Genomic DNA, 23,818 nt, shown 5'->3' with positions numbered 1-23,818 from the left:
AGGAGGGTGCATGCGTACCGCCGGATGGTTGGCTCTGGGCGTCGTGATCGTCTGCGGAACGACTCTCGCCGTGTCACGCGCCGCGGAGGAGTCGCCCGCACCCTCGACGGAAGCGAATGCACCGCCGACGGCGCAGCCGCCGGCGTCATCGGTCCCCGTCACGCCAAAGAATGCCGCGCCACCGCCGTCGGTCACGATCATCGGCGCGAGCGATGCGCACGGTGTGCTTGGCCGTGACGTGCTCAGCGCGGCGAACGAAGACATGGGCCGCATCGTCGACGTCATCGTCGATCGGAGCGGGCACGTGCGCGCCGCCGTGATCGATTTCGGCGGCTTCCTCGGCGTCGGCAGCCGCAAGATCGTGGTGGACTGGAACGCGCTCCGATTCGGCAAGATCACCAACAAGAAGGACAGCATCACGCTGGAATTGACCAAGGCACAGGTCGCAGCCGCGCCGGAATACAAGGAGGACACGCCGATGGTGGTACTCGGCGCGTCCGGCAGCCTGCAGCCGCTGCAAGCCGTTCAGTGAGGCGCGGGGAGGGATGGCCGCCGGTGCTGTTGTCGAGGAAGCCGAATGATGCAGACCGCGAGGGCCGCGTTGAGCAGGATAAATTCTCGGCGCCGTCGCCTGCCGGCATTCCGGCTCCGTCGCGCCAGAGCCTGCGTGGCCTCGACTGGTTCATCTTCTTCCTCGCCGACGTGCAGACCGGATTCGGGCCGTTCATCGCAGTTTATCTGACGACCCAGAAATGGACCCAGGTCGAGATCGGCCTCGTGCTGTCGATCGGCGGCATCGTTGCCCTGATCGGCCAGATGCCAGGCGGCGCCATCATCGATGCCGCCAAATCCGAACGACTGGTCGCAGGCCTCGCCATCGCCACCATCGGCTGCTGCGCGCTCGCCTATGCGGCGATGCCAGTCTTCCCCGTGGTGGTGGCTGCGGCCACCCTGCACGCGGCTGCGAGCTGCGTGCTCGGACCGGCGATCGCGGCGATCAGCCTCGGTCTGGTCGGCCCGCTCGCGATCGGCGAGCGTCTCGGCCGCAACGCGCGCTTTGCTTCGCTTGGCAACGGCGTTGCGGCCGCCGTGATGGGAACGGCCGGCTATCTGCTGTCGAGCCGCTCGGTATTCCTGGTCACCTTTCTGCTCGCAATCCCCACCTTGATCGCGCTCTCTCGCATCCGCGAGCATGAGGTCGACATCGCGCGCTGTCACGGCGAGATGCCGCGCGAGGCGGAGGATCGCGGCGACACCAATATCTGGCATCTGATCCGGCAGCGGCCGCTCATTGTCTTTGCGCTCAGCGTGCTCTTGTTGCAGCTCGCGAACGCCTCGATGATGCCGCTGATGGCAAGCGCGGTGACAGCGCGATCGAGCGAGTGGGCGACGGTGCTCGTCGCTTTTTGCATTGTCGTGCCGCAGGCGATCGTGGCGCTGCTGTCGCCGAGCGTCGGGCGCAAGGCGCAAGTATGGGGCCGCAGGCCGCTGCTGCTGATCGGATTCGCGGCGCTGACGATTCGCGGTCTGCTGTTCGCGACAGTGCGCGATCCGTATCTGCTGGTGCTGGTGCAGGTGTTCGACGGCCTCACAGCGGCGGTGTTCGCGGTGATGATCCCGCTGATCGTGGCCGACGTCGCCTTCGGCAGCGGCCATTTCAACCTCGCGCAGGGCATTGTCGGCACGGCAATGGGCATCGGCGCGTCGCTGAGCACCGCGCTTGGCGGCTATGTCAGCGATAAATTCGGCAATGCCATGGCGTTCACCGGACTGTCCGGCGTCGCGGCGACGGGACTTCTGCTTATTCTGCTTGTCATGCCGGAGACGCGGCGCAAGGGCATGATCGCAGCAAAAGAAATGGCCGGCTGAATCAATCAGCCGGCCATGAGGGGGTGGGAGAGGGGAGATCAGGCGTCGAGATTGTGCAGGCGTGCGCGGTTGTGCAGCACGATATGGCGGGCGCCGGAGAAGCCGAGAATGCCCTGGGCGTGAAGCTGCGACAGCGCGCGCGAGACGGTCTCGAGCGTGAGACCGAGATAGTCGCCGATGTCGCGGCGGCACATCGGCAGCGCCATCATGCCTGCAACCGCGAGGCGGCGGTCCATTTCGAGCAGGAAGGTTGCGACGCGCTCCATCGCGGTCTTGCGGCCCAGCAGCAGCATGTGGTCCTCGGCGTGGCGAAGCTCACCGGCGGTCATCGCCCAAAGCTTGCGGGCGACCTGGACGTCGGTGGCTGCGGCCTTCTCGAGGCTCGCGCGCTTCACGAGGCGCACCGTGGTGTCGATGATGGCTTCAGCAGCAAGGCGGTGGGTGGTGCCGGATTCGAAGCCGAATACGTCGCCGGGAAGGTGGAAGGAGCCGATCTGGCGGCGGCCGTCGGAGAGAAGCTTGTAGCTGCGCACGGCGCCGGTGACGACCTGATAGACATACTCGGCCGGCTCGTCCTCGCCATAGATCTCCTCTTCCTTGCGGTAGGAGAACTCGGTGGCAACGAGGCCGACATGGCCGGCAATCGCGCCGAACTGGTCGGAGACGGGATGGCCCGGGGCGATCTTGCTGCCGTTGATCTGGGTCTTGATCGCCTGGGTGTTGATCGTCTGGGTCAGCATCTGCGCCATCTCCGTTGTGATGACGCTTTGGTACGCGGTATCGGGTGCCTCGAAAATTTCGCGAGATATCTTAAGGAGATTGCCTTACGTAGAATCCCGTAGGTCAGCTATGGACCCGGTTCTGGATGGCGTGGCGAATGCGTTTGACCAGGTTTTCGTCCAGAAGCGGCTTCAGAATCACTTCATTCACGCCTGCGGCCGCCGCCCGGGCCGAGATATTCGAGTCGGGATAGCCGGTGATCAGGATCACGGGGGTATCGCCCTCGGACTGGCGCAGTCGCCCGGCCAGCTCGATGCCGTTGATGTCAGGCATTTTGTAGTCGATCACGTAACAGTCTGCACCGGACGGGCGCGCCGCATTGAGCAGCGCCGTGGCGTTCCTGAAGGTCCGTACGGCAAAACCGTCGGTTTCCAGCAAAAACCTCAGCGAGCCAAGCACAGCGGCATCGTCGTCGACCACATAGACAGTTGGCTTTGCGGGTGACGACATCTGGAGCCGCTCGGGATGGGAGCTGATCGCAATCATTCCGATCTGGTAGCACAGGGCGAGCGGAGGGTTTTGACTTGCCTCAACTCCTGTTGACTTCAATCATTGAGCATTCCGGCGCGCATCGCTAGCCGGACCAGCTCCGACAGGCTGTTGGCCTGCATCTTGGTCATTACGTTGGCCCGGTAGACCTCGATGGTGCGCGGGCTGATGTCGTACTCGCGAGCGATCAGCTTGTTGGAGAGGCCCGCGATCAGCCCCTCCATGACCTGTCGTTCTCTGGGGCTCAGGGACGCGACGCGAGCGGCGACGTCCTGGCCCATGGCCTCGTTCCTGGCGGCCGGCTCGCCCTCGCGGATCGCGGATTCGATCATGGCGACGAGGCGGTCATCCTCGAACGGCTTTTCCAGGAAATCCATCGCACCGAGCTTCATCGCCTCGACCGCGAGCGGCACGTCGCCATGACCGGTCATGATCAGGATCGGAAACCGGCTGCGCTGCGCCTTCAGGCGCTTCAGAAGCTCGATCCCATCGATGCCGGGCATCCGCACGTCGGAGACGACGCAGCCGAAGGCGAGGCCGGGCAGGGCATCGAGAAAACTCTGCGCGTTGTCGAACAGTGTGACGCCGAAGCCGGCTGAATCCAGCAGGAAGTTCAGCGAATCCCGCATCGCCTCGTCGTCGTCAATGACGTAGATGGTTCCTTTGGTCGTCATGGATCAGTTCTCGTCGGCTGCCGGCAAGGTGAAGCGGAATGTCGCCCCACCCGATGCATTGCTCTCGGCCCACATCCGGCCGCCGTGAGCCTCGATGATCGAGCGGCTGATGGACAGTCCCACGCCCATGCCGGTGTCTTTGGTGGTGAAGAAAGTCTGAAACAGGTTTGGCATGACGTCGTCCTGGAAGCCGGAGCCGGAGTCGGAGACCTCGATCTCGATCATGTCGTCGGCGGCGCGGGTGTTGGTGACGACGAGCTCGCGCCGTGGCGACTTCGCCATCGCTTCCAGCGCGTTGCGGAAGAGGTTGACCAGCACCTGCTGGATTTGCACCCGGTCGGCGAGCACGAGATCAGCATTTGGATTGAGGCTGAACCGAAGCTGCACGTCCTGCTCGCGCGCGCCGGCGAGCCCGAGCGCGCCGGCCTCCTCGATCAGCTTGGACAGGCTCTCGACCCTTTTCTCCGATTCGCCGCGGGAGACGAAGTCGCGCAAGCGGCGGATGATCTGGCCGGCGCGCAGCGCCTGCTCGGCGGCGCGGTCCAGCGCGCTCTCGATCTTCGGCGTATTCGGATCCTGGCTTCCGGCGAGGAGCCGCCGCGACCCCTTCATGTAGTTGCTGATCGCTGCCAGCGGCTGGTTGAGCTCGTGAGCGAGCGCGGACGCCATTTCGCCCATCGCGCTCAGCCGCGAGACGTGGACAAGTTCGGACTGCAGTTCCTGGAGCCGCGCCTGGGTTTTCTGATGCTCGGTCAGATCGCGGACGAAACCGGTGAAATAGGGCTCGCCGCCCGACTGCATCTCGCCGATCGACAGGTGCATCGGAAAGGTCGTGCCGTCGCGGCGCTTGCCGGTCACGATGCGGCCGATGCCGATGATGTGTGGGTCGCTGGTGGTCCGGTAGCGCGCGATGTAGCCGTCGTGACGTGAGCTGTCGGGCTCCGGCATCAGGATGCGGACGTTCTGGCCGATCGCCTCCGACTCGACCCAGCCGAACAGGCGCTCGGCCGCCGCGCTGAAGAGCTGGATGACGCCGTGGCCGTCGATGACGATCATGGCGTCTGGAATCGTCTGGAGGATCGAGCGGAGGTGACTCTCGCGCGTGCGCAGGGTTTCCTCGACCTGCTTCTCTTCATCGACGTCAAGAAAGATGCCGCTGAGATGTCGGGCGGCGCCGGCGTCGTCCCGAATCAGCCCCGCGCGCGCACGGATCCACTGCGCTCTGCCCAACGCCCCCGCGACCCTGAACGACACGTCGAAGCTGCCGCCCCGTTCGGAGACGTGTCGGATCGCACTCTCGATCCGCTCGCGGTCGTTCGGCTCCAGCCGGGACAGGAACAGCGCGTAACTCACCGATTGGCCAGATTCGATTCCGAACAGGATCCTGGCCGTCTCCGACCACTCCAACTCCAGTGTCTTGAGATCGAGGTCCCAGGTCCCGACGCCAAATCCTTCGATTCGAACGCGGAAATGTTCGCCCCGGCCGTCATCTTGCGGATGAATCACGCGGGTCGGCGCCAAACGATCACTCCCATTCTGATGCGGGGAACCGCACAGCGTTACCGTTGGCAATGTACCCAAGGAGGGGCCAGAGGCAAGTTCCGATGTCTTATACCATCGGCAGATTTCCGGCCGGCGCGGTGATCCAAGGTTTTGATCTATCTCATCCTGCCCCGGCGGCGGTGGGCTTACGATCGGATCAAAGCTCATTGCCCCGGAGACTCCGATGACATACGCGACCGTGATGGTCAGCCTGGCGCTCGATCAGCCCAACGAGGCGCGGCTTCAGGTCGCGGGCGAGCTTGCCGAACGATTTGAGGCGTCGATCATCGGCGTTGCTGCGGCGCAGTTCGCCCCGCCGCTCTACTACAGCGATGGCGCCGCAGCGCAGGGACTGATCGATGAGGGAGAAGCCTCGGTCAAGCGACGCCTGAGCAGGCTCGAGGCGCAATTCCGCGCCGCGATCAGGAATCGCGGCGGGCATGTGGAATGGCGCAGCGCCATGGATTTCCCGGCGCGCTTTACGTTCGCTCAGGCACGTTGCGCCGACATCGTCGTCGCCGGCGGGCAGAGCCCGGCCTTCTCCGACGCCTTCGCGCTCGCGAGCCCAAAGGATCTGGTGATGCAAGCCGGCCGACCGATCCTGGTCGTGCCTGACGGGATCAACTGGCTCGATCTGCGCAGCGTCCTGGTGACGTGGAAGGATACGCCGGAAGCGCGGCGGGCGCTCGCCGATGCGCTGCCATTACTGCGCAAGGCCAGGGATGTCACCGTCCTCGCAATTCCCGAAGGTGACGACGACCGCACTGCCGCGGTCGCTGGCGCGACCGACGTGACGGCGTGGCTTGCCCGCCACGGCGTGACCGCGATCACGCGCGTTTCCGAAGCGGCCCGGAACGAAACCGTCGTCGGGCAACTGGAGAAAATTGCCGGCGACGTCGGCGCCAGCATGATCGTCGCCGGTGCCTACGGTCATTCGCGCTTCCGCGAACTGATCCTCGGCGGCGTCACCCAATATCTGGTCACTCAATCTGCCCGCTGCGTGCTGCTGTCGCACTGACGCTGGAGCGATACAAGACCAATCAAAGAGGACGCGCCGTGTACAGATTCCTTGAACAGACCGTCGAAAGCTACATGACGCAGGACGTCAGGACAGTGAGGCGCGACCTCGACCTGCTCGCGCTGAGCGAGATGTTCGAGCGCGATGATTTCAATTCCTATCCGGTCGAGGACGACGGACAGGTCGTCGGTATCGTCACCAAGTTCGACATCCTGAAGTGCTTCGCCTTCACGCCGAGCCAGATGCTGCCGCGCTACCACGACCTGATGACCCGCAAAATCGGCGACGTCATGACGCCCGACTTTATCTATGTCAGCCCCGACACGCGGCTGACGCGCGTGCTCCAGATCATGGTCGAGCACCGCATCAGGAGCATCATCGTGCTCGACGGCGCGCAGAAGCTGATCGGAATCGTCGCGCGCGAGGACGTCATCGCGGCGCTCAAGGCGACGGCACGCGACTGAGGAGGCGGCTGCAGATTCGCAATTCTCGACTCCGCCATGTCACGCAGGCGGTGGGCTGCCGTTTATGCTCTGCGGTGCCCAAGCGACTGATATCGCTCTGCGATCTACATCGGTCTCACATTAACAGAAATCCACATAGCTTGATTTCAATCAATTCCCCGCGAGGGCGAATGTGGTTTCTGGCCCTGTGTTCTTTCAGAGAGAGTCCGCATGAGCCAGCCCTCCATCTCCAAGTCCATGACGTCAGGTGAAAGCGGCCTGGCTGTCGTGTTCGCGGTCACCGCCTTCCTCTGCGTGATTGCCTCGGCCAAGGCGCTCGATGCGCCCTTCGCCTTCCATGCCGCGCTGAGCGCGGCGGCGAGCCTGGCCGCGGTCTTCTGCATCATCAACCGTTACCTCGACCGACCGGCGGCGCTGCCGCCTGCGGAGATCAACGGCCGGCCCAACTACAACATGGGGCCGATCAAGTTCTCCTCCGTCATGGCGATGTTCTGGGGCATTGCCGGCTTTCTCGTCGGCCTCATCATCGCCTCGCAACTGGCGTGGCCGGCGCTGAACTTCGATCTGCCCTGGACCAGCTTCGGCCGCCTGCGTCCGCTGCACACGTCCGCAGTGATCTTCGCCTTCGGCGGCAACGTCCTGATCGCGACGTCGTTCTACGTCGTCCAGAAGAGCTGCCGCGTGCGCCTTGCAGGCGATCTCGCGCCCTGGTTCGTCGTCGTAGGCTACAATTTCTTCATCCTGATCGCCGGCACCGGCTATCTGCTCGGCGTCACCCAGTCGAAGGAATATGCCGAGCCGGAATGGTACGCCGATCTGTGGCTGACCATCGTCTGGGTCACCTATCTGCTGGTCTTCCTTGCCACGATCATCAAGCGCAAGGAGCCGCACATCTTTGTCGCGAACTGGTTCTATCTCGCCTTCATCGTGACGATCGCGGTCTTGCATCTCGGCAACAACCCGGCGCTGCCGGTCTCGGTGTTCGGCTCGAAATCCTACATCGCCTGGGGCGGCATCCAGGATGCCATGTTCCAGTGGTGGTACGGCCACAACGCGGTCGGCTTCTTCCTGACCGCCGGCTTCCTCGCCATCATGTATTACTTCATCCCGAAGCGGGCCGAGCGGCCGATCTATTCCTACCGTCTCTCGATCATCCACTTCTGGGCGCTGATCTTCCTGTACATCTGGGCCGGCCCACACCATCTGCACTACACGGCGCTGCCGGACTGGACCCAGACGCTCGGCATGACCTTCTCTATCATGCTGTGGATGCCGTCCTGGGGCGGCATGATCAACGGCCTGATGACGCTGTCGGGCGCCTGGGACAAGCTGCGCACCGATCCCGTGCTGCGCATGCTCGTGGTCTCCGTCGCCTTCTACGGCATGTCGACCTTCGAAGGCCCGATGATGTCGATCAAGGTGGTCAACTCGCTCAGCCACTACACCGACTGGACCATCGGCCACGTGCACTCCGGCGCGCTCGGCTGGGTTGGTTTCGTCTCCTTCGGCGCGCTCTACTGCCTCGTGCCCTGGATCTGGAATCGGAAGGGCCTCTACAGCCTCAAGCTCGTCAACTGGCACTTCTGGATCGCGACGCTTGGCATCGTCCTCTACATCTCGGCGATGTGGGTGTCCGGCATCCTCCAGGGCCTGATGTGGCGCGCCTACACCTCGCTCGGCTTCCTCGAATATTCCTTCATCGAGACCGTCGAGGCGATGCATCCCTTCTACATCATCCGCGCCGCCGGCGGCGGGCTGTTCCTGATCGGCGCGCTGATCATGGCCTATAATCTCTGGATGACGGTTCGCGTCGGCGAACAGGAAGTCCAGATGCCCGTCGCTCTTCAGCCGGCGGAATGAGGAGTCTTCCATGTCGTTCTGGACACGCCACCAAATCTTCGAAAAGAACTCGATCATCCTCATCGTCGGCATCCTGCTGGTGATCGCGATCGGCGGTCTCGTCGAGATCACCCCGCTGTTCTACCTCAAGAGCACGATCGAGGCGGTCGACGGGATCAGGCCGTATACGCCGCTGGAGCTCGCCGGGCGCAACGTCTACATCCGCGAGGGCTGCTATCTCTGCCATTCGCAGATGATCCGGCCCTTGCGCGACGAGGTCGAGCGCTACGGACATTTCTCGTTGGCCGCCGAGAGCATGTACGACCATCCGTTCCAGTGGGGCTCGAAGCGCACCGGTCCCGACCTTGCCCGCGTCGGCGCCAAATATTCCGACGACTGGCATGTGACCCATCTGGCCAATCCGCGCGCGATCGTGCCGCAGTCGGTGATGCCAGGCTATCCGTTCCTCAGCCAGACCGAGGTCGATCCGGACACGATCGCCGACCACATGCGCACGCTGCGGACCGTCGGCACGCCCTACACCGACGACCAGATCGCCAATGCGGGCGCCGACATGAAGGCCCAGGCCGATCCTGACAATGCCGGCTCCGACGCTTTCACCAAGCGCTACGCCAAGGCCGTGGTGCGCAACTTCGACGGCAAGGCCGGCACGCCGACCGAGATGGACGCGCTGATCGCCTATCTCCAGATGCTCGGCACGCTGGTCGATTTCAAGATCTACAACGAGAAAGCCAATCTTCGCTGAGAAGGCACCCACGATGAAAGCCATCCTGACACTCGACAATCTCGCGTCCGGTCTCGTGACCACGATCTGGACGCCGGTGTTCGTCGCGATCTTTCTCGCGATCATCGCCTACGCATTATGGCCCCGTAACAAGGCTGCGTTCGACGAAGCAGCACACCTGCCGTTGCGGGAGGAGTGAGAGACCATGACCGATCATCATAGCGACATCGATTCCGTCACCGGCAAGTCCACGACCGGACATGAATGGGACGGCATCAAGGAGCTCAACACGCCGCTGCCGCGCTGGTGGGTGATCAGCTTCTACCTCACCATCGTCTGGTCGATCGGCTACTGGATCGTGTATCCGGCCTGGCCGCTGATCTCCAGCAATACCACGGGCCTGTTCGGCTACTCGACACGCGCCGATGTCGCGGTCGAGCTCGCCAATCTCGAGAAGATCCGCGGAGCCAAGATGGTTGCGCTGGGCGCGGCCTCGCTCGCCGACATCGAGAAGGACCCGGCGCTGCTGGCGCTCGCGCGCGCCAAGGGCAAGACCGTGTTCGGCGACAATTGCTCGCCATGTCACGGCTCAGGCGGCGCGGGTGCCAAGGGCTATCCGAATCTGAACGACGACGACTGGCTGTGGGGCGGTTCGCTCGACCAGATCATGCAGACCATCCAGTTCGGCGCACGTTCCGGCCACGCCAAGACGCATGAAGGCCAGATGCTCGCATTCGGCAAGGACGGCGTGCTGAAGCCGGATGAGATCGTCACGGCCGCCAACTATGTCCGGGCACTGTCGGGCCTTCCGACCCGCAAGGGCTATGACGCGGCCAAGGGCGAGAAGATCTTCGCGGAGAATTGCGTCGCCTGCCATGGCGGCGGCGGCAAGGGCAACCCGGAGATGGGTGCCCCCAACCTGACCGATAAGATCTGGCTCTATGGTTCGGACGAGGCGACGCTGATCGAGACCATCAGCCAGGGCCGCGCGGGCGTGATGCCGGCCTGGGAAGGGCGGCTCGATCCCGCCACCATCAAGGCGATGGCAGTTTACGTCCACTCGCTGGGCGGCGGAAAATAGCCAATCCGGGACACGCGGGGGCGAACAAAAAAGCCCCCGCTTGCGCTGGATCAACTGACGCGGCGGCGTCGGGTCTAGGTTTTATCGCACCTCTCGAAAAGCTGCAGGCGATGAACAGGACCGCGAACCCAAAAGAGCTCCCATTAGACGATGACAACGGGCCGCTCTATGTGGCCCAGAAGAAAGTCTATCCCCAGAGCACCTCCGGCACCTTCCGCCGGATCAAATGGGGCCTGATGGCCTTCTGCCTCGGCGTCTACTACTTCCTGCCGTTCGTGCGCTGGAACCGCGGACTCGGCGCTCCCAGCCAAGCGGTGCTGATCGATCTTCCCAACAGTCGCTTCTATTTCTTCTTCATCGAGCTGTGGCCGCAGGAGGTCTACTACTTCACCGGCCTGCTGATCGTCGCCGCGGTGGCGCTATTCCTGATGAACTCGGTCGGCGGCCGTATCTGGTGCGGCTATCTCTGTCCGCAGACGGTGTGGACCGACCTGTTCTATGCGGTCGAGCGTCTGATCGAGGGTGACCGGCGCGAGCGGATGAAGAAGGACAAATCGTCCGACCCGATGAAGCTGGAGCGGATCTCCGAGATCGTGCTCAAGCATTCGATCTGGCTCTTGATCGGGTGGTGGACCGGCGGCGCCTGGGTGCTCTATTTCAACGACGCAGCGACGCTGGTCAAGGAACTCGTCACGTTCCAGGCGCCGATGCTCGCCTATGTCTGGATCGGCATTCTCACCGCGACGACCTATCTGCTCGCCGGCTACATGCGCGAGCAGGTCTGCACCTATATGTGCCCGTGGCCGCGCATCCAGGCGGCGCTGACCGATGAATGGGCGCTCAACGTCACCTACCGCTACGACCGCGGCGAGAAGCGTACGTCGGTGAAGAAGGCGGCCGAGCTGCGCGCGCTCGGGCAGCAGGTTGGTGATTGCGTCGATTGCTACCAGTGCGTGGCGGTCTGCCCGACCGGCATCGACATCCGCAACGGACCGCAGATGGAATGCATCCAGTGCGGGCTCTGCATTGATGCCTGCGACAATGTGATGACGAAAATCGGCCGGCCGAAGCGGCTGATCGGCTATGACAACGACGTCAACATCCAGCGCCGCCAGGAAGGCAAGGCGCCGATCTACCGCATCGTCCGGGCCCGCACCGTCTCCTACAGCGCGATCATCGCGGCGGTCGGCGGCATCATGATCTATACGCTGGCGACTCGCAGCCTGCTCGACGTCAACGTGCTGCACGACCGCAACCCGGTCGCGGTCAGGCTCAGCGACGGCTCGATCCGCAATGCCTACACGGTGCGGCTGCTCAACAAGAGCGGTTACGACCGGGTCATCGCGATCGACGCGAGCGGCCCGGTCAATGCGACAATCCATGTCATCGGAATCGATTCTGTGACGCCGGACCGGCCGATGATCGTGGTTCCGCGCGACTCCACCAGCGAGCTGCGGCTGCTCGTGACCGCTCCGGTGGAGGGCAATCCGGAAAAGTCCATCCCGGTTCACTTTCACGTCACCGATATCGGCCTCGGCGAAGTCGCCAGCGCCACCGACAATTTCGTCGCGCCCTAGGATCAGGAGTTCGCCATGGCAACCAAGCCGCTGACCGGATCAAAAGTGTTTCTGATGCTGGTCGCCTTCTTCGGCGTCGTGATCGGCGTCAACGCGACCATGATGAAGCTCGCGATCGCGACGCTGCCAGGAACGGACGTCGACAGCCCCTATGCCGCGGGCCTCACCTATGACCGCGAAATTTCGGCGGCGCAGGACCAGGCCGCGCGCAAATGGAAGGTCAACGCCCATGTCGAGCGCCGCGCCGATGGCGGCGCCGTGCTTCAGGTCGAGGCGCGCGACGCGAGCGGCCATCCGATCGCCGGACTGAAATTCGGCGGCCGCCTGGAGCGGCCGACCGACAAGCGCGCCGATCTCGCCATCGAGCTCTCGGAGGCCGGCATCGGCCTCTATCGCGGCAATGTCGCATCGGTCGCGCCGGGCCAATGGGACCTGGTGATCGAGGGCGAGGCGCGGGGAACGCGCGTGTTCATGTCCCGCAACCGCGTGATCCTGAACTGAAGGATTTTGCCATGCACGTCTCGCGGGACTTTTCGCATTACGTCCGGACTGCGGGCGAGGGCGTCCAGCACATCGATCTCGCGGTCGAGGGCGTGCACTGCGCCGGCTGCATGGCCAAGATCGAGCGCGGGCTATCCGCGATTCCCGACGTCATGCTGGCGCGCGTGAACCTCACCGACCGGCGCGTTGCACTGGAATGGAAGGCGGGCACGCTCGATCCGGCTCGCTTCATCGACCGCCTCGAAGAGCTCGGCTATAAGGCCTATCCTTACGAGACCGAGAGCGCGGAGGCGACCGAGGTCGCCGAATCGCGCTTCCTGCTGCGCTGCCTCGGCGTCGCCGCGTTCGCCACCATGAACGTGATGATGCTGTCGATCCCGGTGTGGTCCGGCAACGTCTCGGACATGCTGCCGGAGCAGCGCGATTTCTTCCACTGGCTGTCGGCGCTGATCGCGCTGCCGGCGGCGGCCTATGCCGGCCAGCCGTTCTTCCGCTCGGCCTGGCGCGCGCTGTCGGCCAGGACCACCAACATGGACGTGCCGATCTCGATCGGCGTGACGCTGGCGCTCGGCATGTCCGTGGTCGAGACCATCAACCACGCCGAGCACGCCTATTTCGACGCGGCGATCATGCTGCTCACTTTCCTCCTGGTCGGTCGCTTCCTCGACCAGAACATGCGGCGGCGGACCCGCGCGGTCGCGGGCAATCTCGCCGCGCTTAAGGCGGAGACCGCGGCCAAGTTCGTCGGGCCCGACGAGATATCCCAAGTGCCGGTGGCCGCGATCTATCCCGGCGACATCGTGCTGCTGCGGCCCGGCGAGCGCTGCGCGGTCGACGGCACTGTGATCGAGGGCCGTTCCGAGATCGACCAGAGCCTGATCACCGGCGAGACGCTCTATGTCACGGCCGAGCAGGGCACGCCGGTCTATGCGGGATCGATGAACATCTCGGGGACCTTGCGGGTGCGGGTCTCGGTGGCCTCCGAGGCGACGCTGCTCGCCGAGATCACGCGGCTGCTCGACAATGCGCTGCAGGCGCGCTCGCGCTACATGCGGCTCGCAGACCGCGCTTCGCGACTCTACGCGCCGGTGGTGCATGCCACCGCGCTCGTCACCATCCTCGGCTGGGTCATCGCGGGCGCCGGCTGGCATGATGCCATCGTGACCGGCGTCGCGGTGCTGATCATCACCTGTCCCTGCGCGCTCGGGCTCGCCATTCCGACGGTACAGACCGTGGCCTCTGGCGCGATGTTCAAGGCTGGTGTCCTGCTGAATTCCGGCGATGCCATCGAGCGTCTCGCGGAAGCCGATCACGTCGTCTTCGACAAGACCGGCACGCTGACGCTGCCCGATCTCGAAGTGATGAATGCGGCCGATATTCCCGCTGATATCTTCGAGCTTGCCGGACGGCTTGCGCTGTCGAGCCATCATCCAGTCGCCGCCGCGGTCGCGCAGGCCTCTGACGCCAGATCGCCGATCGTCGGCGCGGTCGAGGAGGCCGGCCAGGGCGTGCGTGCTGTGGTCGATGGCATCGAGGTTCGCCTCGGCCGTCCGTCTTTCTGCGGCGCCGAGACGCTGGTCTCGGACGTGACAAATCTGGATCCCGAAGCCTCGGTCGTCGGTTTCAGCAAGGGCAGCGAAAAATTCATCCTCTCCGTGCGCCAGGGCCTCCGCCCCGATGCGCAAGCTGTGATCGCGGCGCTGAAGGCGCGCAAAATCGGCATCGAGATTCTCTCCGGCGACCGTGAACCGGCGGTGATCGCGGCGGCCCATGCGCTGGGCATCTCCGAATGGCGCGCCGGGGTGACCCCGGCCGACAAGATCGCGCGGATCGAGGTCCTGAAGCAGCGGGGCATGAAGGTCCTGATGGTCGGCGACGGCATGAACGATGCGCCGTCGCTGGCGGCAGCGCACGTCTCGATGTCGCCGATCTCGGCCGCGCATTTGAGCCAGGCGACCGCCGATCTCGTCTTTCTCGGCCGGCCGCTGGCCCCGGTCGTCGCCGCCATCGATGCTTCGCGCAAGGCGCTGCACCTGATGCGGCAGAATCTCTGGCTGGCGATCGGCTACAATTTCCTCGCGGTGCCGGTCGCGATCAGCGGCGTCGTCACTCCGCTGATCGCGGCTGCCGCCATGAGCGGATCGTCGATCCTGGTGATGCTGAATTCGCTGCGTGCGCGCGGCGCCCCGCGGGAGATCGTGTGATGGAAATCCTGGTCATCCTGGTGCCGCTGGCGCTGATGCTCGGTCTCGCCGGTCTGGCCGCTTTCCTTTGGTCGCTTCGAAGCGGCCAGTACGACGATCTCGACGGCGCCGCTTGGCGCGCCATCGCCGACGACGAGCCGCCGCAGGAGGCGCCGGCCAAGCGCTAGCGCTTCAAGGCGAGCGTCAGCAGGGCCGCGACAGCGAGCGCCAGGCCCACCCCGGCCACGCAGGCATGCCAGCCATACGCGTCGAACAGCCGGCCGAGGACGGCGGTGCCGACGAGCCCACCGCAGAAATAGCAGGCGAGATAGGTGCCGCTGGCGATGCCGCGGTTTACAGCCGCAGCCTGTCCGACGAATCCTGTCGCAGCCGCTTGCGCGGAAAAGGTGCCGCTTCCGACCAGAACCATCCCGGCGAGGACCGCGCCCAGGTGCGGGACCAACATCAGCGGCAAGCCGACCCCGGCAATGGCGAGCGAGCCCCAGATCGTCGGACGCGTTCCGAGGCGCGACGCCACTTTGCCAGCCAGCAACGTGGTGACCACCGACGGCAGGAAGACGAAGTAAACGAAGCCGAGATCCATCATACCCAGCGACAGCGGTGGTCGAACCAGAACGAAATTGACGAATGTGAAGGTGCCGATGAATGCGAACAGGATGCAGAAGCCGATGCCGCAGGCGGCACGCAGCCGTGCATCCTGCCACTGCGCGATCGTCGCGGCAAACGCCGATGCCGTCGACGTCGTTGCACGCGTCGGCTGTACGCGCGCAATGGTGAAATAGACCAGGGCGGCACCGGCCAGATTGAGGGCCGCGAAGAAGTAGAAATTCCATGCCAAGCCAAGGCTATCGGCGATCGCGGCCGAGACCAGCCGGCCGACGAGATTGCTGGCGACGTTTCCTGTGATGTAGGCGGCAAAGGCGCCGCCGGAATCCATTGCGCTGCATTGCTCGCCGAGATGAGCCAATGTCAACGCGAAGGCGGATGCCATGCAGAGGCCCTGCGCGACCCGCAGGCCGGTGAAGACGGCAAGATTGGGCGCAGTCGCCAGCAGGCTCGTCGGAATCGCGAGCAGGGTCAGGCTGAGCAGGATGCCGGTCCGCCTGTCGATGTGCGGGCTGAGAAAGCCGACGACGAGGCCTGCGACGGCCATGCCGAAGGTGCTGGCATTGACGGCAAAGCCCATCGCCGCCGGTGTGACGCCGTAATGGCGCGTCAGCGAAGGCAGGATCGCCTGCGTCGCGAACAGGTCGACGACAGTGAGGAAGGCAGTGAGGCCGATCACGAGAGAGCGAAGCGCGAGAGCTGGCGAATGCGCGTCCATCGTCATCGCGGTCGGTTTGATCGGCGCGGAAAGATCGGTCATGGCAGGCCTCCTTTGTGATGAATGTGGCGCCCGCATGCGGGCCAGCATGGGGATCGCGGGCGCCACATTCCGTCACGCGTGCGTTGGGGTCGCGCACCCGTTACATGTTGTGGTCGTGCGGGTCCTTGCGGACGTCGCCGACATAGAGAATGACCGTTTCCTTGCCGAGATTCTTCCACCAGTGCGAGGTACCGTAGACCTCGGGGCGGATGTCACCGGCCTTGTGAAAGATCGGATCGACGCAGTTGGAGGCGTGTTCGACGATTTCGCCTTGCTGCACGAAGATCAGGGCAGGGCGGTCGTCATGGCTGTGCCAGGGCACGATGCCGCCGGGCTCGATGGTCAGCTTGCGGAAGCGCAGCTCGCGGCCTTCGATGTGTGCCGGCTGCTTGCCGAGGTCGATGGCGCCGAGCGTGACGTCGGTGACGCCGACCGGCTTGTAGTCGACCATCTGCTGCGCGTTCGGCTTGATCTTGTCGGCCGGACATTCCCCGGCTGAGACTGGCTGCGCCGAGAGTGTCAATACGCCGAGGATGGCCAAGCCGGGCCAGACCGCACGCGACAATGTGTGATGCTTGAACATCGGGACGTCTCCTGTGTTGGCCGCAACCGCAATGGTCGCTGGCTATGTTGGGACTTTCGTCGAGAGAGCGCTCGTTCTGAAATGCTCTTTCGCTCTCGCTGCGATAGACCGGCGCTATCGGGCCCGATAGGCGCTCGCTATCGAACCGATTGGGGATTGGCATTTCCGCTTCCCGAGCGACTGGCGTTCGATGGTGGGGCGCCCGGTTGGCGGGCGTTCACGTCACTCCGGAGGAACATCTCATGACGAAATTGTCCAAGACCTTGATTGCCACGGCTGCGTTCGTGGTCATCGCCACATCGGCCTTCTCGGAAGCCACATGGGACTTCAAGGCCGGCATGGCCTACATGTATGGCGGACCCGGCAAGATGTCGGCGATGGCCATGGCCCCGGCGGAGAAGAACCACGAGGCCATGATGAAGAACGCCAAGAAAGTCCCCGACAACACCGTCTTCTTCATGGACAACGGATCGCTGTATTCCACCTCGGGGCGCCTGGACCCGACCGGCAATTTCTACGTGAACTGATCGCGTGCGCATGACGGCCGCCCCTTGCGGGCGGCCGGATCGGGCACCTAATATTCGTCCCCTGAACGCTGGAGCGCAAGATGACCTCTCTCTCGCCGGCCGATGCCGAGCGGCTTAAACACGCCTTCCAGCGCTGCCGTGACATGGATGGCACGCTGAACGAGCAGCTCCGCGCCTATGCCGACGCCAGCCGCGACGTGTTCCCGGCCTATGGCGAGGCAGTCGACAATCTGGTGACCAGATTGAATGGAAACGGCGGCGGCGAGACCGCGCCGCGTCCGGGCGAGTCGATGCCGCCGTTCATGTTGCCGGACGAGAGCGGGCGTCTCGTCGCGCTGTCCTCACTGCTGGAGAGCGGCCCGGTCGCCGTGATGTTTTTCCGCGGCCATTGGTGTCCCTATTGCCGGCTCAATGTCCGCGCGGTGGTCCAGGCGCTGGACCGCGTCGAGTCCATGGGTGCGCGCATAGTCGCGATCATGCCGGAGACGCAGGAATACACCCAGCAGCTCAAGGCGGAAGCTGGTGCCCCATTTCCGATCCTGACCGACCTCGACAACGGCTATGCGTTGTCGCTCAATCTCGCGATCTGGCTCGGTGCCGAGATCCAGCACCTGTTGTCCTATCAGGACATGGCGAAATTCCACGGCAATGATGGCTGGATGCTGCCGATCCCGGCCGTGTTCGTCGTTGGTCGCGACGGTCTCGTGAAAGCCCGCTTCGTCGATCCGGATTTCCGCAAGCGAATCGAGATCGATGATCTGCTTGAAGCGTTGGAAGGCGCGAGCAGGGAGGCCTGAAAGAGTGAGGAGCGAGCGTGGCTGCTACCCCGCAATCTCCCGCCAATCCGCACCGCGCAACATGCGCATAACGGCATTGGCCACCGCCGTGCGCTGCCGGCCGGCCACCCCGTAGAGGCTGACGGTGCGACGGGCGTCCAGCCCGGCGACCGCAGCGCGCGTCAACGTCTCCGGCACGGGCGAGGTGTGCGGCAGCATGGCGACGCCGATGTCGGCCTCGACCAGCTCGATCAAATCGCGCTCGTTCGAGATTTCGTGACCCTGCTCGATCGCGATGCCGTGCTCGCGCAGGCTCGCCGAGATACGGGCGGAATGCTCGCAAAACGTCCGGCTCAGCAGCTGCTCCGCGCGCAGATCGTCCAGTGCGATGCTGCTGCGGCCGGCTAGGCGATGTCCGTCGCTGACCACGAGCTCGAAGCTCTCGGTGAACAGCGGCCAGACATCGAGCCGCTCCCAGGCGTCGTCGATGTCCGCGGCAATCCCTAGCTCGGCCTCGCCCTTCTTCAGGAACTCGGCCACTTCACGACTCGAGCCGCGCAGGAAGCGGAATTCGAGCCGGTTGAACTGCCGCTTGATCTGGTTGAGATGCGGAATGAGGAGCGACAGGTCGATCGCATGCGTCAGCGCGACGCGGAGCGCGCCGATCTCGCCGCTTCGGAACGAGGAGGCCAGCGATCGGGCGCCGGTGGCCGCTTCGAAACACTGCTTCAGCAGCGGATGCATGCGCTGGCCGAGCTCGGTCAATTGCGCCGCGGGCCGTTCGCGGCGAAACAGATCGCCGCCGAGCTCGGCCTCGAGCTGCTTGATCGCGCGCGTCAGCGAAGGCTGCGTCACGTTGCATTCCTCGGCGGCACGCGTGAAGTTCAAAAGTTGCGCCACCGCGAGGAAATAGCGGACCTGGTGCATTTCCATGGATCGGCTCCCGGCAAGATCAGCCGGAAGCTAGCCGATCGGCGCGGAGAATGACATCCCGACCGCAATAGCGCACAGGCATGGTTTCGGAAGCCAACGGGCATTTCCGTCAAACCCGGCGATGCTTCACAGTCGGCTCAGCACAAGTCGTCATGTCAAAGGAGTTTGCCCGTGAATATGTCCGTCAAGCCGCAGACGTCCGCCTCCCGGGCGCTCGCGGGCAAGGTTGCGCTGGTCACGGGCTCAACCAGTGGCATCGGCCTCGGTATCGCGCGGGCACTTGCCGCGGCCGGCGCCGACATCGTGCTGAACGGCCTTGGTGTGGCGGCCGAGCTCGACCGGACGCGCGAGCAGATCGCGGCGGAGTTCGGCGTCAAGGCAAGGTTTTCGCCGGCCGACATGACCAGACCGAATTCGATCGCCGAAATGATCGCGGGGACGGTTGCGCAGGCCGGCCGCCTTGATATCCTGATCAACAATGCCGGCATCCAGCACGTTGCGCCGCTGGAGCAGTTTCCGGTCGAGAAATGGGACCAGATCCTCGCGATCAATCTGTCGTCGGCCTTCCACACCACGCGGCTCGCGCTGCCCGCAATGCGACAGAACGGGTTCGGGCGGATCATCAACATCGCCTCCGCGCACGGCCTGGTCGCCTCGCCGTTCAAGGCGGCCTACGTCGCCGCCAAGCACGGCATCGTCGGGCTCACCAAGGTGACCGCGCTGGAGACGGCAGAAGAGGGCATTACCTGCAACGCGATCTGTCCCGGCTATGTCTATACGCCACTGGTCGAGGCGCAGATCGATGGGCAGGCCAAGGCGCATGGAATCTCGCGTGACCAGGTGATCCGTGACGTGCTGCTGGCGCAACAGCCGAACAAGCGCTTCTCGACCGTCGAGGAGCTCGGTGCGCTCGGCGTATTTCTGTCCACCAACGCAGCGGCCACGATCACCGGGATTGCGTTGCCCGTGGACGGAGGCTGGACCGCGCATTGAGGCGAGCGCGTAACATAGGATCGCTAGGAGCGAACATGGCAAGGGTACGGGCTCTCAGGGAGCAGAATATGAACGATGTGAAGCGCGATACCAGCGTGTCGAAGGATCTGCCCGGCCAGGTGGTGCTGGTGCTTCAGGGCGGCGGTGCACTCGGATCCTATCAGGCCGGGGTGTACCAGGCGCTGCACGAGGCCGGCATCGAGCCGGACTGGATCATCGGCACCTCGATCGGCGCCATCAATGCGTGGCTCATTGCGGGCAACGCGCCTGACCAGCGGCTGCTGCGCCTGAAGCAGTTCTGGAAACGGATGGAGCAGAATCCGGTCTGGAATCTGCGCACCCCGTTTGCCGGCTTCAATGAAAAGCTCGCCTATTGGTCGACCTTGACCCACGGCATTCCCGGCTTCTTCCGTCCCAATCCATTGGCGCATGCGGGCGATTCCTATCCGCTCGGAGCCGATCACGCCGGCTTCTATTCGACGGCGCCGCTGGAGCGGACGCTGCTCGAGCTTGTCGATTTCGGCCGGATCAACCGCTGCGCGCCACGGTTGACGGTCGGCGCCGCTCACGTCCGCAGCAGCCAGATGCGCTATTTCGACAGCCGCGACGGCGAGCTGACGGTGAAGCATGTCATGGCTTCGGGCGCGCTGCCGCCGGCGTTTCCGGCGGTACGCATCGACGGCGAGCTCTATTGGGACGGCGGCATTCTGTCGAACACGCCGACCGAGGCCGTCTTCGACGACAATCCGCGCAAAAATTCGCTGATCCTCGCCGTGCATTTGTGGAATCCGGCCGGCGCCGAGCCGACCACAATGGCGGAGGTGCTGAACCGGCACAAGGATGTGCAATATTCCAGCCGGATCGCGAGCCAGATCACGCGCCAGCAGCAAACCCATCGCCTGCGCCACGTCATTAGCCAGCTCGCCGCGCGACTGCCTGAAAGCGAGCGCAGCAATCCGGCGGTGAGGGAATTGATCGATTACGGCTGCCCGACCAGGATGCATGTCGTGCGCCTGCTTGCGCCGCAGCTCGACCGCGAGAGCCACACCAAGGATATCGACTTCAGTCCGTCCGGCATCATGCGGCGCTGGGATGCCGGCTATTCGCACACAAAGTCAGTGCTTGAGCGAAGGCCGTGGGTTGGCGAGTTCGATCCGCTCGCGAGCGTGGTGCTGCACGAACATATGGACGAGATGCCGATGGCGGCGGAGTAGGGCCGCAAGCGATCGTCCCCTTCATCGAATTGCCACATGCCTTGCGGATTGTCGGTCCTGGTCCGCAATCGAAAGTCCCTGCAGGTGGTGTCCGGGAGCGAACTTGAATCTGCCCTTGATACCGTCCGCGCCAACGCGGCGGGACCGGTCGCCGGCGTGTTCGGCCCTGACACGGTGACCTGGCAAATCGACCGCGAGGCCGTGATCTTTCTCGGCGCCGGCCGGGCGCTGCTCCTTCAACTCGCGCATCCCTGGGTCGCCGCCGCCATCGCCGAGCATTCGAAAACCCTCGCTGATCCGATCGGACGATTTCACCGCACCTTCGACATCGTCTTTGCCATGGTGTTCGGTTCGCTTGACCGCGCGCTGTTGTCGTCGCGGCAATTGCACCGGCGCCACAGCATGATCGTCGGCGAGATGCCCGAGAACGTCGGTCCGTTCGCGGCAGGCTCGCGCTACTGTGCCAACGACATCCCGTCGCTGCGCTGGGTTCATGCCACGCTGGTCGAGACCGCGCTGATGGCGCATGATCTGGTCTTGCCGCCTCTCTCGGCGGACGAACGCGAACGCTACTGGGCCGAGAGTCGGTTGTTCGGTGCGTTGTTCGGGTTGACGGCGCACGATCTGCCGGCGGACTGGTCCGGCTTTGCGGCCTACACCGCGGCAATGACGCAGTCGGATACGCTGACCGTCAGCCCGGCCGCGCGCGATATCGCCGCGCAGATCTTTGGTGGAGCGCGCCCGTGGTTGCGTCCGCCGCGCTGGTATCGCGCGCTCACCGCGAGCCTGCTGCCGGAAAGCTTGCGTGTGGGATTCGGGTTCGAGCTTGACGAGCGTGACACCAGATCCGCCGAGAAGGCGCTGCGATGGATACGGCGGGTCTATCCAAGGTTGCCAGACCGGCTGCGCTATGTCGGTCCCTACCAGGAAGCGCAAGCGCGGCTGCGCGGAGAGCCGCAGCCCGACTGGATGACGCGGTGCCTCAACCGTGCCTGGATCGGACGGTCGCAGATGGATGTGCGCGGGAGGGGGTGAAGTCCTCCGCCGTTGCCACAAACCACCGTCATTGCGAGGAGCTCTTGCGACGAAGCAATCCAGGCTGCTGCCACGGAAAACAGTCTGGATTGCTTCGCTACGCTCGCAATGACGAGGACACGCAGGCCTCACACCGCCGCCAGCTTCCGGTACAGCGCGTTGTAGCTGCCGGCCGGGATGCTCCAGGAGAACGACCGTCCCATCGCACTGCGACGCATGGTGTCGAGCTGGTCCTGCGCCATGAAGGCGGAGAACGCACGGCGGACGCCGCCGAGGAAGGATTCATGCGAAGGTTTTGAGAACAGGAAGCCGGTTTCGCCGTCGGTAATGGTCTCGGCGAGGCCGCCGGTCTGGTGGCCGATCGGCAGCGAGCCGAAGCGCTGGGCGTACATCTGGCTGAGCCCGCAGGGCTCGAAGCGTGACGGCATCAATGTGAAGTCGCTACCGGCGAAGATGCGGCGCGCCTGGGCCTCGTTGAAGCCGATCACGACCCCGATCGCGTTAGGCCGCCGGCGATGCGCGTCGATTAGCGCCTGCTCGAGCGCCGGCTCGCCGGAGCCGGTGACCACGATCTGCCCGCCGGCATCGACGATCTCGTCGGCCGCCGCCAGCACGAGGTCGATGCCCTTCTGGTGCACCAGCCGGGCGACGATGCCGAACATCGGGCCGCGCGACACCGCAAGCCCGAACTGCTTGCGCACGTAATCCGCATTGGCCTTCTTGCCGACCCAGTCGCCGGCGCCGAACTGCTGGGCAAGCTGGGCGCAGGAACGCGGGTCCCAGCTCTCGTCGATGCCGTTGAGGATGCCGGTGAGCTCGGCCGCGTCGGAGCGGACTCGAAGCAGGCCCTCGAGACCGCAGCCGAATTCATCCGTGGTGATCTCCCGCGCATAGGTGCCGCTGACTGTGGTGAGATGCGAGGCGTAGACCAGCCCGGCCTTGAGGAAGGAGAGCTGGTCGTAGAACTCGACGCCGTCGATGTGGAAGGAGCTCTCCGGCGCGCCGATCCGCCGCAGCGAGTCCTTCGGGAAGAGGCCCTGATAGGCGAGGTTGTGAATGGTCAGGATCGACGGCAGCTTGGAGCCGCGCCAGGCGAGGTAGGCCGGCACGAGCGAAGCCTGCCAGTCATTGGCGTGGATCAGGTCTGCTGCCCAATCCTTGTCCAGCGTGCCCATCGCCAGCTCAGCGGCGGCCGAGGCAAAGCGCGCGAAACGGATGTCGTTGTCGGGCCAGTCGCGCCCGGACTCGTCACCATAGGGGTTGCCGGGCCGGTCGTAGAGTTGCGAGCACAACAGCACATAGACCGGCAGGCCGTCCTTGGTCGCGGCGCGGCCGAGCGAGCAGGCCGGCATTTCCGCGAACGCCGGACAGCGGCCAACGACCTGGATATGCGTGAGTTGTTCGATGATGTCGCGATAGCCGGGCAACATGACCCGGATGTCGGCGAAAGGACGAAGGGCTCGGGGGAGTGCAGCGGAAACGGCTCCAAGTCCGCCGACGCGGACAAAGTCGTCCATTTCTGTCGTAACGAACAAGACCCTCAAGAACTGCTGCCCTCTGCCGGAGCCCGATTGCTGCTATGCAAGAACGGGTCCAGTTGCCCTGGAA

At 64.5% G+C, this 23,818-nt stretch carries 25 protein-coding genes; 17 read left to right on the top strand and 8 right to left on the bottom strand.

Annotated elements, in window-relative coordinates:
- Positions 1-10: 10 nt before the first annotated feature.
- A complete protein-coding gene (locus IVB13_RS10680; RefSeq protein ID WP_026233310.1) occupies positions 11-532 on the top strand; it encodes a PRC-barrel domain-containing protein in 522 nt (173 codons plus the stop codon).
- A 23-nt stretch (positions 533-555) separates the two neighbouring features.
- The gene (locus IVB13_RS10675; protein WP_166517750.1) at positions 556-1,869 is read left to right on the top strand and encodes an MFS transporter; all 1,314 of its coding nucleotides are present in this window, start codon (positions 556-558) and stop codon (positions 1,867-1,869) included.
- A gap of 38 nt (positions 1,870-1,907) precedes the next feature.
- On the opposite strand, the gene IVB13_RS10670 is transcribed toward IVB13_RS10675, so the two are convergent.
- The 4 genes from IVB13_RS10670 to fixL all read right to left on the bottom strand — a co-directional run bounded on the left by IVB13_RS10670 (position 1,908) and on the right by fixL (position 5,333).
- On the bottom strand, positions 1,908-2,609 hold the full coding sequence (locus tag IVB13_RS10670) for a helix-turn-helix domain-containing protein (RefSeq protein WP_247488828.1): 702 nt from the start codon (positions 2,607-2,609) through the stop codon (positions 1,908-1,910).
- Positions 2,610-2,712: 103 nt separating this feature from the next.
- The gene (locus IVB13_RS10665; RefSeq protein ID WP_018457138.1) at positions 2,713-3,135 is read right to left on the bottom strand and encodes a response regulator; all 423 of its coding nucleotides are present in this window, start codon (positions 3,133-3,135) and stop codon (positions 2,713-2,715) included.
- A 59-nt stretch (positions 3,136-3,194) separates the two neighbouring features.
- Complete coding sequence (gene fixJ / locus IVB13_RS10660; RefSeq protein ID WP_018457137.1) at positions 3,195-3,812, bottom strand: response regulator FixJ; 618 nt, start codon at positions 3,810-3,812, stop codon at positions 3,195-3,197.
- A gap of 3 nt (positions 3,813-3,815) precedes the next feature.
- Positions 3,816-5,333, bottom strand: coding sequence for a sensor protein FixL (fixL, locus tag IVB13_RS10655; protein ID WP_085362240.1), 1,518 nt, complete (start codon positions 5,331-5,333; stop codon positions 3,816-3,818).
- Positions 5,334-5,538: 205 nt separating this feature from the next.
- On the opposite strand from fixL, the gene IVB13_RS10650 reads away from it, so the two are divergent.
- The 10 genes from IVB13_RS10650 to ccoS all read left to right on the top strand — a co-directional run bounded on the left by IVB13_RS10650 (position 5,539) and on the right by ccoS (position 14,950).
- A complete protein-coding gene (locus IVB13_RS10650; RefSeq protein ID WP_247394561.1) occupies positions 5,539-6,372 on the top strand; it encodes a universal stress protein in 834 nt (277 codons plus the stop codon).
- Positions 6,373-6,410: 38 nt separating this feature from the next.
- A complete protein-coding gene (locus tag IVB13_RS10645) occupies positions 6,411-6,836 on the top strand; it encodes a CBS domain-containing protein (RefSeq protein WP_085362242.1) in 426 nt (141 codons plus the stop codon).
- A 210-nt stretch (positions 6,837-7,046) separates the two neighbouring features.
- Positions 7,047-8,696: a cytochrome-c oxidase, cbb3-type subunit I gene (gene ccoN, locus IVB13_RS10640; protein WP_007607681.1), complete on the top strand. Its 1,650-nt coding sequence runs from the start codon at positions 7,047-7,049 to the stop codon at positions 8,694-8,696.
- A gap of 10 nt (positions 8,697-8,706) precedes the next feature.
- Entirely contained in the window at positions 8,707-9,441 is a 735-nt protein-coding gene (gene ccoO / locus IVB13_RS10635) for a cytochrome-c oxidase, cbb3-type subunit II (RefSeq protein ID WP_247300297.1), read from the top strand.
- Positions 9,442-9,454: 13 nt separating this feature from the next.
- Entirely contained in the window at positions 9,455-9,619 is a 165-nt protein-coding gene (locus IVB13_RS10630; protein ID WP_018457132.1) for a CcoQ/FixQ family Cbb3-type cytochrome c oxidase assembly chaperone, read from the top strand.
- 6 nt (positions 9,620-9,625) lie between these two features.
- The gene (ccoP, locus tag IVB13_RS10625; protein ID WP_247488826.1) at positions 9,626-10,501 is read left to right on the top strand and encodes a cytochrome-c oxidase, cbb3-type subunit III; all 876 of its coding nucleotides are present in this window, start codon (positions 9,626-9,628) and stop codon (positions 10,499-10,501) included.
- Between the two features lie 110 nt (positions 10,502-10,611).
- Complete coding sequence (ccoG, locus tag IVB13_RS10620; RefSeq protein ID WP_247488824.1) at positions 10,612-12,078, top strand: cytochrome c oxidase accessory protein CcoG; 1,467 nt, start codon at positions 10,612-10,614, stop codon at positions 12,076-12,078.
- A gap of 15 nt (positions 12,079-12,093) precedes the next feature.
- Positions 12,094-12,579 carry a FixH family protein gene (locus IVB13_RS10615; RefSeq protein WP_247488821.1) on the top strand — a complete coding sequence of 162 codons (486 nt, stop codon included), beginning with the start codon at positions 12,094-12,096 and terminating at the stop codon, positions 12,577-12,579.
- A gap of 11 nt (positions 12,580-12,590) precedes the next feature.
- Positions 12,591-14,783 (top strand): cation-translocating P-type ATPase, encoded by a 2,193-nt coding sequence (locus IVB13_RS10610; protein WP_247488819.1) that lies wholly within the window; start codon positions 12,591-12,593, stop codon positions 14,781-14,783.
- On the top strand, positions 14,783-14,950 hold the full coding sequence (gene ccoS, locus IVB13_RS10605) for a cbb3-type cytochrome oxidase assembly protein CcoS (RefSeq protein WP_007594007.1): 168 nt from the start codon (positions 14,783-14,785) through the stop codon (positions 14,948-14,950). The genes IVB13_RS10610 and ccoS overlap by 1 nt, the downstream gene beginning before the upstream one ends.
- Here the strand turns inward: ccoS and IVB13_RS10600 are convergent.
- Both IVB13_RS10600 and IVB13_RS10595 read right to left on the bottom strand, forming a co-directional pair.
- On the bottom strand, positions 14,947-16,149 hold the full coding sequence (locus IVB13_RS10600) for an MFS transporter (protein ID WP_247488817.1): 1,203 nt from the start codon (positions 16,147-16,149) through the stop codon (positions 14,947-14,949). The genes ccoS and IVB13_RS10600 overlap by 4 nt on opposite strands.
- A gap of 100 nt (positions 16,150-16,249) precedes the next feature.
- Positions 16,250-16,732: a cupin gene (locus IVB13_RS10595; RefSeq protein WP_247488815.1), complete on the bottom strand. Its 483-nt coding sequence runs from the start codon at positions 16,730-16,732 to the stop codon at positions 16,250-16,252.
- Positions 16,733-16,974: 242 nt separating this feature from the next.
- On the opposite strand from IVB13_RS10595, the gene IVB13_RS10590 reads away from it, so the two are divergent.
- Positions 16,975-17,259 (top strand): hypothetical protein, encoded by a 285-nt coding sequence (locus tag IVB13_RS10590; protein ID WP_247394530.1) that lies wholly within the window; start codon positions 16,975-16,977, stop codon positions 17,257-17,259.
- A gap of 80 nt (positions 17,260-17,339) precedes the next feature.
- Positions 17,340-18,056 (top strand): peroxiredoxin-like family protein, encoded by a 717-nt coding sequence (locus IVB13_RS10585; RefSeq protein ID WP_085362251.1) that lies wholly within the window; start codon positions 17,340-17,342, stop codon positions 18,054-18,056.
- 24 nt (positions 18,057-18,080) lie between these two features.
- Here IVB13_RS10585 and IVB13_RS10580 read toward each other — a convergent pair whose 3' ends face one another.
- Positions 18,081-18,968 carry a LysR family transcriptional regulator gene (locus tag IVB13_RS10580; protein ID WP_247488812.1) on the bottom strand — a complete coding sequence of 296 codons (888 nt, stop codon included), beginning with the start codon at positions 18,966-18,968 and terminating at the stop codon, positions 18,081-18,083.
- Positions 18,969-19,145: 177 nt separating this feature from the next.
- On the opposite strand from IVB13_RS10580, the gene IVB13_RS10575 reads away from it, so the two are divergent.
- From IVB13_RS10575 to IVB13_RS10565, 3 genes are all read left to right on the top strand, one after another.
- Positions 19,146-19,961 (top strand): 3-hydroxybutyrate dehydrogenase, encoded by an 816-nt coding sequence (locus IVB13_RS10575; RefSeq protein WP_247488923.1) that lies wholly within the window; start codon positions 19,146-19,148, stop codon positions 19,959-19,961.
- A 68-nt stretch (positions 19,962-20,029) separates the two neighbouring features.
- The gene (locus IVB13_RS10570) at positions 20,030-21,175 is read left to right on the top strand and encodes a patatin-like phospholipase family protein (RefSeq protein WP_018457121.1); all 1,146 of its coding nucleotides are present in this window, start codon (positions 20,030-20,032) and stop codon (positions 21,173-21,175) included.
- 84 nt (positions 21,176-21,259) lie between these two features.
- Positions 21,260-22,210 carry an oxygenase MpaB family protein gene (locus IVB13_RS10565; protein ID WP_247488921.1) on the top strand — a complete coding sequence of 317 codons (951 nt, stop codon included), beginning with the start codon at positions 21,260-21,262 and terminating at the stop codon, positions 22,208-22,210.
- A gap of 128 nt (positions 22,211-22,338) precedes the next feature.
- Here the strand turns inward: IVB13_RS10565 and glgA are convergent, their stop codons facing one another.
- Positions 22,339-23,754 (bottom strand): glycogen synthase GlgA, encoded by a 1,416-nt coding sequence (glgA, locus tag IVB13_RS10560; RefSeq protein ID WP_256467287.1) that lies wholly within the window; start codon positions 23,752-23,754, stop codon positions 22,339-22,341.
- Positions 23,755-23,818 lie beyond the last annotated feature (64 nt).

This window comes from Bradyrhizobium sp. 17 (genome assembly GCF_023073515.1).
Taxonomy (GTDB): domain Bacteria; phylum Pseudomonadota; class Alphaproteobacteria; order Rhizobiales; family Xanthobacteraceae; genus Bradyrhizobium; species Bradyrhizobium canariense_D.
Note: the sequence above shows the minus strand (reverse complement) of the source record. Positions and strands in the feature narration are given on the sequence as shown.